We start from the raw sequence: 12985 nt of genomic DNA, 5'->3' as shown, positions 1-12985 counted from the left end.
GATAAATCAATTAATGCGATGCATGCATACGTTGGAAAATGATATACGAACCGTCGGAAGAGGCCGTAGAAGCTCTGCCTTTGCCCCAACCCACGTTCTGTTTGTAGCTGCCCATTAAGCCATCTTGAACTAATTCACTCTCGTCGACCTTGGTCTTCTCTTCTGCCACCGGAGATACATACAAGGCGTCAGTCGGGCAATATAATTCGCACATAAAGCAGCTTTGGCAATCCGATTGTCTGGCAATGACAGGAATATTTCCCTTGACCGCCTCAAACACATTCGTTGGGCATACGGAAACGCACTGGTTGCAGCTTATGCAGCGATCTTTACTTAACAGTTCTATCATTAGACAACAGCCTCCTTAATCACCCTTGACTGGACTCCGTCCACCAAAGGCTTCGCCCATGTTTTATCCAAACCACCGCTTTTAATACGGTATTTTTGATTTTCATCGATACGCGGGAAATCTTCCCGGCGATGCATGCCTCGGGTTTCTTTGCGTTCCAATCCGCTGGTATACATCCATCTTGCCGTAGCCGTCATGGCTGCCGCTTCGCGTACCCGAACGATATTGCCATCACTTGCTTGAATTCCTTGTTTCAACTCATGCCATAGATGATCCAAACGCCCTAAAGAGCTCTGCAAACCTTCCCCTGTGCGGAACCAGTTGCGGTCATACGGGAAGACTTCATCTTGAACCGCTTTGATAATTTCTTGCGTGTCAAGTGCATCCGCTCTCGTCGTTGCTACCTTCGGAACGCCGCTTGCTTCTGATAAACCTTTGGCTTTACGGTCCGCAGCACCTACGCCTAATTTAAGCGCATATTTCGCTGCAGCTTCTCCCGAGAAATACCCCGATGACATCGCCCATGCCGCATTGTGACTGCCACCGCCAGTAAATCCGCCGCAAATCAACTCTCTTGTCGCGGCATCTCCCGCCGCATAAAGACCCGGCACTTCCGTCGCGCAGGTTTCATCGATAATATGAATGCCGCCGGTTCCCCGCACAGTTCCTTCAAATCTCAGTGTCACAGGAAATTTCTGTGTAAACGGGTCGATGCCCAAGCGATCGAAGGACAAAAAGAAGTTGGGCTGAGCTTGCCGCATCGCCTTCTTGACAATTTCATCCGCTTTATCGATTCGGGCGAATACAGGTTGTGTCAGCAGCGTTTTGGCAATGACCGAACGCCCTCTCTGCGAACCAGCTCCTTCGATTACGGTGCCATCTTCATAGTAAAACGTTGCCCAAGTATAGAAGGCTGATTTGGTTACCGGAGAAAATGCCGGGGCTAACGAGTACGCTGTGGAGAACTCCATGCCGGAAAGACTTGCTCCAGCTTCTGCGGCAAGCAAGTACCCGTCACCGGTTAATACATTCGTGCCGAGCGCTTTACTCAGAAACGCGCAGCCTCCGGTTGCAATAACGACCGATGCAGCATCAACGCGCCATGTGTCTTTGGTTTGATTGTTTACTCCGGTCGCTCCTGCCACACCATGCTCATCTGCGAGCAGCTCCAGCGCGGGACTGTGGTCGAGAATGCGGACACCCGCTTTCTGCACCTGTCTGCGCATTAAACGCATATACTCTGGTCCTTGCAGGCTTTTGCGATGTGAAGTACCTGCTTCGTCCAACGGGAAGGGGTAACCCCAAGCTGCAATTTGGTTCGTATTGCTATACGTTTGATCCAATACCCTCTTCATCCAACCGCGATCCGCAAGATATCCACCCAGCGCCTCTCTGCTCTTCATCGCAGCCTCACGTTCTTCGGCCGTTGGATTGACATACCACAACCCTGTTCCCGATGGCGCTGTTGCACCGCTCGTACCGCAATATCCTTTATCTACTAGTACGACCTTCGCTCCTTCTTTGGCAGCTGTAATCGCCGCCCATGCTCCGGAAGGCCCGCCACCGATAATGAGTACATCCGCCTGTAATTGCAAATCATATTGAGCCATCTGATAAGCCCTCCCTTAATTCCTTGTTCTCAATTTCCCTATATTGAAAAAGCTTCCGCAGCTGTTTTCGCTGTCTCATACGGTTGTTTCACAAGCAATCGATCCAAAATAACTTTCTCGAAATAGGCAAAACCGCTATCGTGCTCTCTAGGTCTGGCAAGCGATATTTTCAAATCCAGCCCAATCTTCCCGTCTTCAATCACAATAACTCTGTCCGCCAACGCTACAGCTTCACTTACATCATGTGTGACAAGCAAGACGGTGAATTGCTTCTCCAGCCATAGCTGCTCAATGAGCTGCTGCATCTCTATGCGGGTTAACGCATCCAATGCGCCTAGCGGCTCGTCAAGAAGCAGCAGCCTAGGATTACCGGCAAGCGCCCTCGCAAGCGCCACTCTCTGCCGTTGACCACCAGACAGCACCGCCGGCCAGTCATCCTTCTTATGTTCAAGACCAACTTGCTGCAGCGCTTTAAAAGCAATTTCCTTGTCACCGGATTTAATGCCAATCCGAACATTATCGATATTCTTTTTCCAAGGAAGAAGCCGATGTTCTTGAAAAAGTACACGCGTATCTTTATGCACGCCTTGAATGCCTTGAGCATCCAGCATAATGGCTCCGCTCGTCGCTTCATCCAAGCCTGCAATAAGGCGGAGCAGCGTGCTTTTTCCGCATCCACTGCGGCCCACAATCGCAACAAATTCTCCTTGTTTAATGTTTAAATCGATACCGGAGAGCACCCTTGTTGCGCCAAAAGATTTGTTCACGTTACGAATATGAAGCTGAGTACCGCCAACCTTACTCATAAGAATCCCCTCCTTCTAGGCTTTGTGTATATAATTGTGATGCCATTTCAACCAACGATTTTCGAAAAACTTAGCAATCAAATCCGAAAGTTTCCCTAATACGGCATATAAAATCACACATAACACGACCACATCCATCTGCATAAATTCTCTGGCGTGCGTCGCCATATAACCGATACCGGAGTCGGCCGCTATTGTTTCAGCTACGATCAGGCTCAACCACATGATCCCCAAGGAGAAGCGGATACCGAGGAGGATGTTCGCCAGCGCTCCGGGTAAAATGACCTTGGCAAATAGCGAGAACCCTCTGAGCCCGTATACTTTCCCCATTTCGATTAAACCCGGATCAACGGAACGGATGCCATGGAAGGTATTCAAGTAGATGGGAAAGGCAACACCGAGAGAAACCAGAAATAATTTGGAGGTCTCGCCAATGCCAAACCACATGATGACTAGTGGGATCATCGCAAGATGCGGGATGGTTCGAACCATTTGTACAGAAGAATCAATATATCTTTCCGCGATAGGAAATACCCCATTAAGCAATCCAATGACAAAAGCAATGCTGCCACCAATTAGAAAACCTAGAAATGCCCGCTTCGTGCTAACCGCTACATATTCAAAAATGGTGCCGTCTTTAATTACACTGTATAAGGCTTTCACGACTTCCCAAGGTGTCGGCAGAATCCGTTCCGATAACCAACCCGTTAAGCCGAGCACCTGCCACAGCAGCAAAATGAGTATCGGTATGACCCAGGGCTGCCAAACCTTGGATTGGGCCAGTGGTGCTGTTCGATTCGCTAGCATGTGAATCCCTCTTTCTTTTCATAAAGTGAAAAGGCGTTTGAAAACAAAAAGACTCCCGGTTCCTGCTTGTAAACTACGAAGCAAGGACGGGAGTCTCCAGTCATCTGGTCGACTTTTTCCAATAACTAATAATTCATATTGTTTTACTCGGATATTGATTGATGCCTATGTTACCATCGCCCATTTGCTTCGTCAATGCTTTTTTCAGTGGCTAGTCCACCTGATGAACCCATTCCCTGTATCCTTTCATCTAATGTCAAATTTAGATCCTTGTACCTTTGAGTGAATTATAATTTTTTTTGAATAAATCCATAAATATCGGAAATAGGTATATTGACAAATTCGACCACGCGCTGTTATAGTCAATTTAAATATTCCGAGTAAAGCACTATGATTAATATCAATGGGTGGTGTAATGTGATTAACAAGGTGTTTAAAGCTACGGTTCGATCTGTGCTTATTGGCTATCTGATTGTGCTACTGCTCATCCCGATTGGCTCCATCTATTTCAAAGGTTTTTCCTTAGGTTGGGAGCCCTTTTGGCAAGAAGTAACAGGACCACTAGCCTGGAAGTCCATTTTACTAACAGTCAAACTCAGTATTGTATCAACGATTATTCAGGCAATAGTAGGCACCATCATTGCTTATGTTCTTGTAAGATATACATTCCGAGGCAAGAGCATTTTGAACAGTATGGTCGACCTTCCCTTCTCGTTGCCAACCTCCGTGGCTGGACTCATGTTTCTAACCTTGCTTGGACCCTCTAGTCCGCTGGGCGTCTGGCTCGATCACGCCGGCATTAAGCTGCTCTACAATCAGACAGCCATTGTGATCGGTTTGGTATTCGTCACATTCCCTTTCGTAATTCGAACCGTCCAGCCTTTGCTAGAGCAAATTGATCCCGCCGAAGAACAAGCCAGCTTCACACTCGGCGCCAGCAGGTTCTATACCTTCTGCCGAATTGTTTTTCCAGCTATTGTACCGGGTATTCTTGCCGGCAGCATGCTTGCCTTTTCTCGATCACTAGCCGAGTTTGGCGCCATTTCACTGATTTCCGGAAATTTACCGGGGAAAACGATGGTTGCTTCGGTCTATATATACGGTGAGACGCAGAACTATAATCCCGAAGGCGCAGCCGCTATTTCTCTTGTGCTCCTTACATTGTCACTCCTCATTCTATGGATCATCAATGTATTGACACGTGGAAAGGGGCGCCTGGCATGAGAAAAATTTTGATCAGCATTTCGTTTCTTGTCATTTTTCTATTAATTATGCTGCCGTTCCTGGGCATTACCTTTGGCGCTTTTGAAGAAGGTCCACAATCCTTTATTAATGCACTTGTAAGACCTGAAGCTCTGCACGCTTTGAAAATCTCTTTCATTATTGTCCTTATCGTTACTGTTCTAAATACAATTGTTGGTGTTTACGTTTCGCTAGAAATCGTTAGAGGTTCCTGGATCTCCCGCTGGCTGAAACCAGTCATCAATGCTCTGATTGATTTACCTTTTGCCGTATCACCGGTTATCGTCGGTTTAATGGTTATCTTGCTTTTCGGGCCAAATACGGCATTAGGCGCATTCTTGGAAGATCATAACATGAAAATTGTGTACGCTATTCCCGGTATGATTCTTGCTACGATGTTCATTACATTTCCTCTTATGGTTCGTGAAGTCGTTCCATTGCTTGAAGAAATCGGTACCCAATCCGAAGAAGCTTCAGCTACGCTTGGCGCTGGTCCATGGCGTACCTTCTTTCAAATCACATGGCCAGGTATTCGCTGGGGCGTCGTTTACGGTCTCATTTTAACCATTGCAAGATCGCTTGGAGAATTCGGCTCTATCTTAGTTGTCTCAGGCAATATCATCAACCAAACGCAGACAGCTACTACACTCGTGTATCAAGATGCCGAGCAGTTCCAGCTCGTTGCAGCGAACAGTGTCGCTTTTGTGCTCGGACTCATCTCGATTACTATTTTGTTAACACTCGAGTGGTTGAAAAGAAGAAGCGAAAAAGTAAGCAGTCATTAAGGAGGAACCCTGTATGCATATCGAAGTTAAAAACTTAAATAAAAATTTCGGAGCCTTTCATGCCATTAAAGATGTTAATTTCAGCATAACGAAAGGGCATCTCGTTGGTTTAATCGGTCCCAGCGGCGGCGGTAAAACGTCCATTCTGCGCATGTTGTCAGGTCTCGAGAGCCCGACGACAGGCGACATTTATTTCGACGGGAAGCTTGCTACACATCTCCCTGTTCAAGAAAGAGGAATTGGCTTCGTTTTTCAAAGCTATGCTCTCTTTAAACATATGACCGTTTTTGACAATGTCGCTTACGGCCTCAAGGTTCTCAAAAAGCCGAAGGAATTCGTTCATGACCGAGTGACCTATCTGCTTAATTTAATGGGACTTGCCGGAAATGAACGCAAATACCCGCACCAGCTTTCCGGTGGACAACGTCAACGTGTGGCTTTCGCTAGAGCATTGGCTCCGGAACCTCAATTGCTGCTGTTGGATGAACCTTTTGCCGCCATCGACGCCAAGATTCGTAAAGAACTGCGCCTCTGGCTGCGTAACCTGATTGATGAATTTAAAGTCACGACCCTCTTCGTCACTCATGACCAAGATGAAGCCATTGAAGTTGCTGATGAAATTATTCTTGTTCAGGGAGGGAAAATCGAGCAGCAAGGCAGTCCTTGGGAAATTTATACGAAGCCGGCATCCTCATTTGTAGCTTCTTTTATCGGTGAATCTAATGTTATTTCACAATATACGCCTCTAGTCGGATTCCCTTATTTAGATGAGGTCCAACAAGACGGCAAATGGCTGCCGGATGTAAATGTGTTGATTCGACCGGAAGCTATTGAGGTTCGCCCCCATGACGTGAGTCATCTGGCAACAGCTGGAGAGAAAGGGAAAGTGACGCATGTCCACTTCCGCGGGGATTCCTGGTATCTAGAAATCGATACAGGCGCAATTAAGCTATTCGCTTATCAATCCGTAAAAGAAAAAATTTATCAACCAGGCGATGAAGTGAATATTTTGATCCATCAAATATCCGTCTTCACCAAAACCGAAAATATCGTCATTGAAAATCAGGCTAAACAAGATCCGCTGCCTGTTTTTATATAAAAATAAGCTTACACATGAAGGGGAGTTGTAAATCATGAAAAAATTCAAATCACTAGGTCTTATCACTGCTGCATTATTCACTGCAAGTATCGCACTTACGGCATGCGGTACAGGTACGAAATCGGCCAGCACACCCGCTCCATCGGCCGCGGCAACAGCTGCAGCTACAACAGCGGCAAGCTCGGCACCTAAAGCCGAAAAAGTAACGATCACGATTGGCGCTTATTCCATTCTTAAAGATTCTTTTGACGTCATTTTGCCGAAATTTAAAGAAGAGTGGAAAAAGAAAACCGGCCAAACCGTAGAATTCCAAGAATCCTATGTGGCATCCGGTTCGCAAGCTACCGCCATTATCCAAGGTTTTGAAGCGGATATCGCCCCTCTTTCCCTTGAAGGAGACATCCAAAAAATCGTAGAAAAAGGCTTGATCACGCATGACTGGAAAAACAACCCTTATAAAGGCAACATTACAGCTTCTATCGCGGCAATCGGAGTTCGTGAAGGCAATCCAAAAGGCATCAAAGACTGGACTGACTTAACGAAACCAGGCGTGGAAGTGTTGATCCCGAATCCAAGCACGTCCGGTGGAGCCAAATGGGACATTAACGCCATCTATGGGGCTGGATTGAAAACTTCTGAAGCGGCTGGCAAAATAGATCCTGCGTTCGCTAAGGATTATTTGGCCAAAGTCTACAAAAACATCAAAGTGCTTGATAAAAGCGGCGCCGATTCCCTTGCGACTTTTGACAAAGGCGTAGGCGATGCCATCGTCACTTATGAAAATGAGCTCATTTCCCGCATTCAATCCGGTAAAAAATATGTGGAAGTTATCCCGCAATACACAACAACGATTGAAAACCCAGTTGCACTCATTGATAAAAACGTAGATAAACATGGAAACCGTGAAGCGGTTCAGGCATTCCTCGAATACCTATGGAGCCCAGATGCTCAAAAAGTATTTGCCGATAAAGGCTTCCGCTCCGTACTTCCGGAAGTTGCGAAGCAATACGAGAAAAACTACACAACACCTGCCGGCGTATTCAACATCGAATATCTTGGCGGTTGGGATAAAGTCAATAAAGAATTGTACGGTAAAGGCGCAATCTGGGAAACAATCCTCGCAGAAGGCGGAGCCAAGTAAGACGGTCACAAAAAAGCCCGGAGCGAATGTTATATTCGCTGCCGGGCTTTCTTTGTGCGGACGAATGAAACTTATCTTCCGTCCCCATCCAATAAATTGCCTAAACCGCCTAAGATACTTCCCTCTTCTTTCCTGCTGCCTGCTCTTGATGCCGATGCCATACGATCTGCCAGCCTGCTGAATGGCAAGGATTGAATCCATACACGCCCAGGACCGCGAAGCGTTGCGAAGAATAAGCCTTCACCACCAAATAGCGCCGTTTTCACACCTTTCACCATCTCGATGTCATAATCCACATCCTGCGTCATGGCAACCAAGCACCCCGTATCTACGCGAATGACTTCACCAGGACGAAGTACGCGTTCGCAAATCGAACCGCCGGCATGAACAAAAGCCAAGCCATCGCCTTCAATTTTCTGCATAATAAAGCCTTCGCCTCCGAAGAAACCAGCTCCCAACTTACGCTGAAACGCAATGCCAACGGAAACGCCTTTCGCTGCGCAAAGGAAAGAATCTTTTTGACAGATAAGTCGTCCCCCCAGCATCGACAAGTCCATCGGGATAATTTTACCGGGATAAGGCGCTGCAAAACTAACTTGCTCTTTACCTCCACGGCTTTGGTTCGTGAACACAGTCATAAACAAGCTCTCGCCGGTCAATAAACGTTTGCCCGCTCCCAGAAGCTTGCCCATGAACCCTTTATTATCGCTGCTGCCATCCCCAAAGATCGTCTCCATCTGGATGTTCTGATCCATCATCATCATGCTGCCAGCTTCCGCTACGACGCTTTCACCTGGGTCCAGTTCAATTTCTACGTACTGCATTTCATTGCCTAAAATACGATAATCAATTTCATGTGCATTCATTGTGAGATTACCTCCGAATAGATTAAGTTAAAAATAAAACCGATTTATTTCTAATACGCTATTGGTGATGGCTGGTTTCAAGGGTTTCTTATTTTCTTTGTTACATAGCTTCCGGAGAAGTAGGTAACAACACCAATAACCATGATGATGATAACTTCAAGCACCACTTCAAATGGTGCAGCTTTAACCCCGAAAGCAACTTGATGACTTCCGAAGGGATCAATAGCAGAATACGAATCAACAATGTCCGGCACGTATTTCCAAGTGGTATAGACGCCCATCAACATTTGAAAGGAATAGTACACAATAACTAAAATAATGGCAAAGATCAAAGATCGAACTATCCTTTTTTTCATTATGAGCTCCTTTCGCGTCTAGAAATGTTTATATTTTCCATAATAATCCTTTTTACACGAAATCTCCACTTTACTAGAAGAAGCTGGATGCTTAACGGAACTATGGTCCGTTATTTACAATAAAAAAAGCAGACCCCATAAGGGATCTGCTCGATGCCGATGTCGATGTCGACTACAATTGTAAATTTCGCTCTTCTTTCCGAAGCTTGCGTGCGGCATATCGCATCTCAGCAGTCTCGAAAAGTCGTTTCTCCTCTTCCGTCTCAGGAATAATGCCCGGAACCGCAACAGGCTGGCCATACTCATCTAGGGCGACGAAAGTTAAATAGGAATTGGCTGTGCGCTTTTTTTCACCGGTCAACAGGTTTTCCGATTCAATTTTCACGAATACTTCCATGGAGCTTCGGTGCGTCCAGGTGACGAACGCCTCTAATTGAATAGCCTCACCAAGCTTAACAGGCGCATAAAAGTCCAAGCTATCGCTTGAAGCAGTGACAACTCCCCTGCGCGAATGACGCATAGAAGCGATTGTTGCAACTTTGTCGATGTACTGCATCACACGTCCGCCAAACACGGTATTATGATAATTGGTGTCAGCAGGCAAAATAATTTCGGTCAACACGGTTCGGGAGAGTCTTGCTGGTTTAGCTTCCATGTCGTTTCCTCCTGATGGCTGATCATGTATGATTTCTTATTCGTAGTTCAACTTAAGCTTGCCTGCGGCTTGTTTCGCCAAACTGCGCGCTTCCTCTACGGATTCCCCGCTGCTGAGCGCAACCGCCATGCGGCGGCCGACTTTCGTCTCCGGCTTGCCAAAGACGCGAACTTGCGTATTCGGAACGGACAACGCTTCTTCTAGCCCGCTGATTGTATATTCCACTTGCTCGCGATCTGCCTTGAGCGTGTAGCTTGCCCCTGGCGTTAATAAGCGAATGCCCGTAATCGGCAATCCTAGAATCGCTCTCGCGTGCAGAGCAAATTCACTCAAATCTTGTGTAGCCATAGTAACCATGCCCGTGTCATGCGGACGAGGCGATACCTCACTGAAGTACACGCCATCTTTGGTCAAAAATAGCTCAACGCCATAAAGGCCGTAGCCGCCAAGTGCGTCAGTAATCGTTTTTGCCATATGCTGAGCATCTAGAATTTGCTGCTCCGTCATGGCGTGCGGCTGCCAGGATTCGATGTAGTCCCCGTCTTTTTGGATGTGTCCGATTGGCTCACAATAGGTAGTTCCGGAAACAGAGCGAACAGTCAGCAGCGTGATTTCAGACTCAAAATGAATGAATTCTTCAACAATGACGCGAGCGTTCTTAGCACGTCCACCCTCCATGGCAATGTTCCACGATTGTTCCACATTTTCAGGCGTGCGGCACACACTTTGACCTTTACCCGAGGAGCTCATGATCGGCTTAATGACGCAAGGCGTACCGATTTCCGCCACTGCAGCATGCAGCTCTTCAAGGCTGTTGGCAAAAGCATACTTGGCAGTTCTCAGTTCTAACGTTTCGGAAGCAAGACGGCGAATGCCTTCCCGGTCCATCGTTAATCGAGAGGCTGTTGCTGTTGGGATTACTCGGTAACCTTCTTTCTCAAGTTCAACAAGAACAGGTGTGGCAATGGCTTCAATTTCAGGTACGATGAGATCCGGCCGCTCTTGCTCGATCAATGCTCTAAGCTGTTCCCCATCTAACATATTGATCACATGGCTGCGATGCGCCACTTGCATAGCTGGAGCATGCGCGTAACGATCCACGGCAATGGTCTCAATCCCTAGACGCTGTGCTTCGATGACAACTTCCTTCCCGAGCTCTCCTGATCCCAACAGCATGATTTTCTTTGCTTTGTTTGATAATGGTGCACCGTACATGAAATGATTTCCCCCTTAATGTTTTCCCAACGGAAGTAAACTTATAACAAATGGCTATGTATGTAAGTAAACATAACAAGAATGGCATAAACAGGGTATTTAACCAGTTATCCTGTGCAAATACCCTGATCTATTGTATAGGATTTCGACATTAAAAGATAGATTTCAGCAAAAGTTTGCGTAAAATCGGTACAAGCTGCTCGGTTAATTCCTCCACCCGAGGCACAACAATGCTGCTCCGCCCATACATGTTGCGCATGGCGGCACGTTCGGTTTCATGGACGGTTCCGCCGCTCGCTAAAAAGATGGAGATGACCTCAATCCCCAGCCTGCGTGCTCTCATTACAGCTTCGTAGGTATCCAGGATGCCTACTTCGTTATAATTCGCTGCAGACGGCTCTCCATCCGAGAAAACCAAGAGGATGCGCTGCCGCTCAGAACGCAGCAGCAAGCGCTCTGTCATGCAGCGGATCGCGAAGCCGTCGCGATTGTCCTGCTGCGGCTCCAGCTGCATGAGAGCCGCACCGCTTCCCGGAGCCAGCGAAGAGCCGAAGTCCACGGCAACCTGGAACAGGTTGGGCGCTTCGTGCTCCGTCACGCGGTCCGCGTCCTCCCAGAATCCCACGATTTCGTGGGGGATTCGCAAGGACTGGAGGGTCTCGTGAAATAACACGAGTCCCAGTTTGGTTTCGTCCATTTTGTCATACATGGATGCAGAGCAGTCGACAAGCAGCGCGAATGCGGCGTCGAGCTGCGGGACCGGCGCGCGCTTCTTATAGAAGAGGCGCGGCATCTCCTGCGTTAAGGCTCGCGTCAGCCGCTTATCGAGCCGCCCGAACAGCCGATCGCCGCGCGGGGCGATCCGCTTCTGCTCCAGCGTGCGCCGAATCGCACGCTGCAAGGGCTTCGCGAGCGGCGCTGCGCGCTCGCTCAGGCGCCTGAAGGCGGCCTCCTGCGCAGCAGTTGGCCGCTCAGGCGCCAGCCAAGTCGCCGTCGCGAACGCGGCGACTTCGCCCTCTCCGTGCCCCGCGGCAGCGGGCACGGCAGCCTGCCCGCGCCGCTCGCCGGAGGCGGCGCCGGTGCGCTGGGCGCGCAGCGAGCGCCCCTGGGCGATGGCGAGCGCCTGATCGGCGGCGTCGCCCTCGCGGGGCGCAGAACCGAGCGCGGACGTGCGTGAGCCGCGCTCCAGCTCGAACCGCAGCAGCCCCGGGCTGCGGTCGCTGCTTTCACGGTGCCAGGTCGGCAAGCGCTCCTGGCCCGGTAATTGACTCTCCCCTTCCTGCTCGGGGAGCACATCATCGTTGGCGAGCCGCTTAGCGCGCTTCAGCTCGCCTTGATACCCTGCGGGCAGCGGCTGCGCCACGCCGCCCCCCGGCTGCATCCAGAAATAGCTGGAACTCGCATCTCTATCCAGCCAATAAGCTAACGCGTCCATCATGTCCTCACAGCCAGCAGCTACTTGCGCCGTATGTTCGGCTTCCTCGATGCCTTCTAGAATCGGATATAACGGTGTGAGCCGCGCCTTCAATCCCACGCTTTCCGCAGCGCTCCACTCCGCTCCGGTAAACCAACCGTAAATCAATAAAAGTACGGCATCGGCCAATTCACCTTTGCTCAAGTGCGCACGCAATTTATGGCCGAAATATGCTCCATAAATACGGTGCCGCACCGCGAATACACGTGTCGTCCCCGGTCTGCGCGCACGGCAAATACGTTCCAAGCGCATATCTTCGCATAATGCAAAAAGCGAGTTCGCCAGCTTGGGAAAGGGAGTTTGCTGACTACCCATGAGGTAGGACTTTACAGCCTCTGCGCTGGTAAACCACGCTGTACCTATGCCTCGGAGGTAGACGTCGCTTTTCATCCCCGCAGCTTTATCCAGTGGCGGATAATCCCACCAGAACTGGCTGACGGTCATACGGGCCGAACTTTCTTCATAATCAGCATGAAATGCGGCTTCCACCTCAAGCTCCTTGCGTTTTGTGAACATGCGGGCTAAATCCACCAACTGCATTTGCAGCATAGCGTCGATTTTATCCTCAAGCATACTTATT

Annotated in this window: 12 protein-coding genes and 1 pseudogene; 4 read left to right on the top strand and 9 right to left on the bottom strand. The window is 48.7% G+C overall.

Features of this window, described 5'->3' with window-relative positions; all coding sequences use genetic code 11:
* Positions 1-10 precede the first annotated feature (10 nt).
* The 4 genes and pseudogenes from RQP52_RS04095 to RQP52_RS04080 form a co-directional block, all read right to left on the bottom strand.
* On the bottom strand, positions 11-349 hold the full coding sequence (locus tag RQP52_RS04095) for a 4Fe-4S binding protein (protein ID WP_315949630.1): 339 nt from the start codon (positions 347-349) through the stop codon (positions 11-13).
* Positions 349-1959: an FAD-binding protein gene (locus RQP52_RS04090; protein WP_315949629.1), complete on the bottom strand. Its 1611-nt coding sequence runs from the start codon at positions 1957-1959 to the stop codon at positions 349-351. The genes RQP52_RS04095 and RQP52_RS04090 overlap by 1 nt, the downstream gene beginning before the upstream one ends.
* Positions 1960-1997: 38 nt before the next feature.
* Positions 1998-2666: pseudogene (locus tag RQP52_RS04085) on the bottom strand (ATP-binding cassette domain-containing protein); the annotation flags it as partial.
* Between the two features lie 114 nt (positions 2667-2780).
* Complete coding sequence (locus tag RQP52_RS04080; RefSeq protein ID WP_315949627.1) at positions 2781-3572, bottom strand: ABC transporter permease subunit; 792 nt, start codon at positions 3570-3572, stop codon at positions 2781-2783.
* 417 nt (positions 3573-3989) lie between these two features.
* On the opposite strand from RQP52_RS04080, the gene cysT reads away from it, so the two are divergent.
* From cysT to RQP52_RS04060, 4 genes are read left to right on the top strand one after another with little or no spacing between them, the layout of a single operon-like run.
* Complete coding sequence (gene cysT / locus RQP52_RS04075) at positions 3990-4796, top strand: sulfate ABC transporter permease subunit CysT (RefSeq protein WP_315949626.1); 807 nt, start codon at positions 3990-3992, stop codon at positions 4794-4796.
* Entirely contained in the window at positions 4793-5599 is an 807-nt protein-coding gene (locus tag RQP52_RS04070; RefSeq protein ID WP_315949625.1) for a sulfate ABC transporter permease subunit, read from the top strand. Before cysT ends, RQP52_RS04070 begins: the two co-directional genes overlap by 4 nt.
* A gap of 13 nt (positions 5600-5612) precedes the next feature.
* Positions 5613-6698 (top strand): ABC transporter ATP-binding protein, encoded by a 1086-nt coding sequence (locus RQP52_RS04065; protein WP_315949624.1) that lies wholly within the window; start codon positions 5613-5615, stop codon positions 6696-6698.
* Positions 6699-6732: 34 nt separating this feature from the next.
* On the top strand, positions 6733-7839 hold the full coding sequence (locus tag RQP52_RS04060) for a sulfate ABC transporter substrate-binding protein (protein WP_315949623.1): 1107 nt from the start codon (positions 6733-6735) through the stop codon (positions 7837-7839).
* 71 nt (positions 7840-7910) lie between these two features.
* Here RQP52_RS04060 and RQP52_RS04055 read toward each other — a convergent pair whose 3' ends face one another.
* The 5 genes from RQP52_RS04055 to RQP52_RS04035 all read right to left on the bottom strand — a co-directional run bounded on the left by RQP52_RS04055 (position 7911) and on the right by RQP52_RS04035 (position 12978).
* A complete protein-coding gene (locus RQP52_RS04055) occupies positions 7911-8705 on the bottom strand; it encodes a TIGR00266 family protein (protein ID WP_315949622.1) in 795 nt (264 codons plus the stop codon).
* A gap of 77 nt (positions 8706-8782) precedes the next feature.
* Complete coding sequence (locus tag RQP52_RS04050; protein ID WP_315949621.1) at positions 8783-9061, bottom strand: hypothetical protein; 279 nt, start codon at positions 9059-9061, stop codon at positions 8783-8785.
* 172 nt (positions 9062-9233) lie between these two features.
* On the bottom strand, positions 9234-9716 hold the full coding sequence (locus RQP52_RS04045) for an acyl-CoA thioesterase (RefSeq protein WP_157324791.1): 483 nt from the start codon (positions 9714-9716) through the stop codon (positions 9234-9236).
* 36 nt (positions 9717-9752) lie between these two features.
* Positions 9753-10931, bottom strand: coding sequence for a formate-dependent phosphoribosylglycinamide formyltransferase (gene purT / locus RQP52_RS04040; protein WP_315949620.1), 1179 nt, complete (start codon positions 10929-10931; stop codon positions 9753-9755).
* A 151-nt stretch (positions 10932-11082) separates the two neighbouring features.
* Positions 11083-12978, bottom strand: a complete 1896-nt coding sequence (locus tag RQP52_RS04035; RefSeq protein ID WP_315949619.1) for a nitric oxide reductase activation protein NorD — start codon at positions 12976-12978, stop codon at positions 11083-11085.
* Positions 12979-12985: the final 7 nt, after the last annotated feature.

This window comes from Paenibacillus violae (assembly GCF_032461945.1).
Taxonomy (GTDB): domain Bacteria; phylum Bacillota; class Bacilli; order Paenibacillales; family NBRC-103111; genus Paenibacillus_E; species Paenibacillus_E violae.
This window is presented reverse-complemented; position numbering and strand designations above follow the sequence as displayed.

Coding starts and splice junctions, on each gene's coding strand:
- RQP52_RS04095 (WP_315949630.1), bottom strand. CDS start 349: ATGATAGAACTGTTAAGTAAAGATCGCTGCATAAGCTGCAACCAGTGC.
- RQP52_RS04090 (WP_315949629.1), bottom strand. CDS start 1,959: ATGGCTCAATATGATTTGCAATTACAGGCGGATGTACTCATTATCGGT.
- RQP52_RS04080 (WP_315949627.1), bottom strand. CDS start 3,572: ATGCTAGCGAATCGAACAGCACCACTGGCCCAATCCAAGGTTTGGCAG.
- RQP52_RS04070 (WP_315949625.1), top strand. CDS start 4,793: ATGAGAAAAATTTTGATCAGCATTTCGTTTCTTGTCATTTTTCTATTA.
- RQP52_RS04065 (WP_315949624.1), top strand. CDS start 5,613: ATGCATATCGAAGTTAAAAACTTAAATAAAAATTTCGGAGCCTTTCAT.
- RQP52_RS04060 (WP_315949623.1), top strand. CDS start 6,733: ATGAAAAAATTCAAATCACTAGGTCTTATCACTGCTGCATTATTCACT.
- RQP52_RS04055 (WP_315949622.1), bottom strand. CDS start 8,705: ATGAATGCACATGAAATTGATTATCGTATTTTAGGCAATGAAATGCAG.
- RQP52_RS04050 (WP_315949621.1), bottom strand. CDS start 9,061: ATGAAAAAAAGGATAGTTCGATCTTTGATCTTTGCCATTATTTTAGTT.
- RQP52_RS04045 (WP_157324791.1), bottom strand. CDS start 9,716: ATGGAAGCTAAACCAGCAAGACTCTCCCGAACCGTGTTGACCGAAATT.
- purT (WP_315949620.1), bottom strand. CDS start 10,931: ATGTACGGTGCACCATTATCAAACAAAGCAAAGAAAATCATGCTGTTG.
- RQP52_RS04035 (WP_315949619.1), bottom strand. CDS start 12,978: ATGCTTGAGGATAAAATCGACGCTATGCTGCAAATGCAGTTGGTGGAT.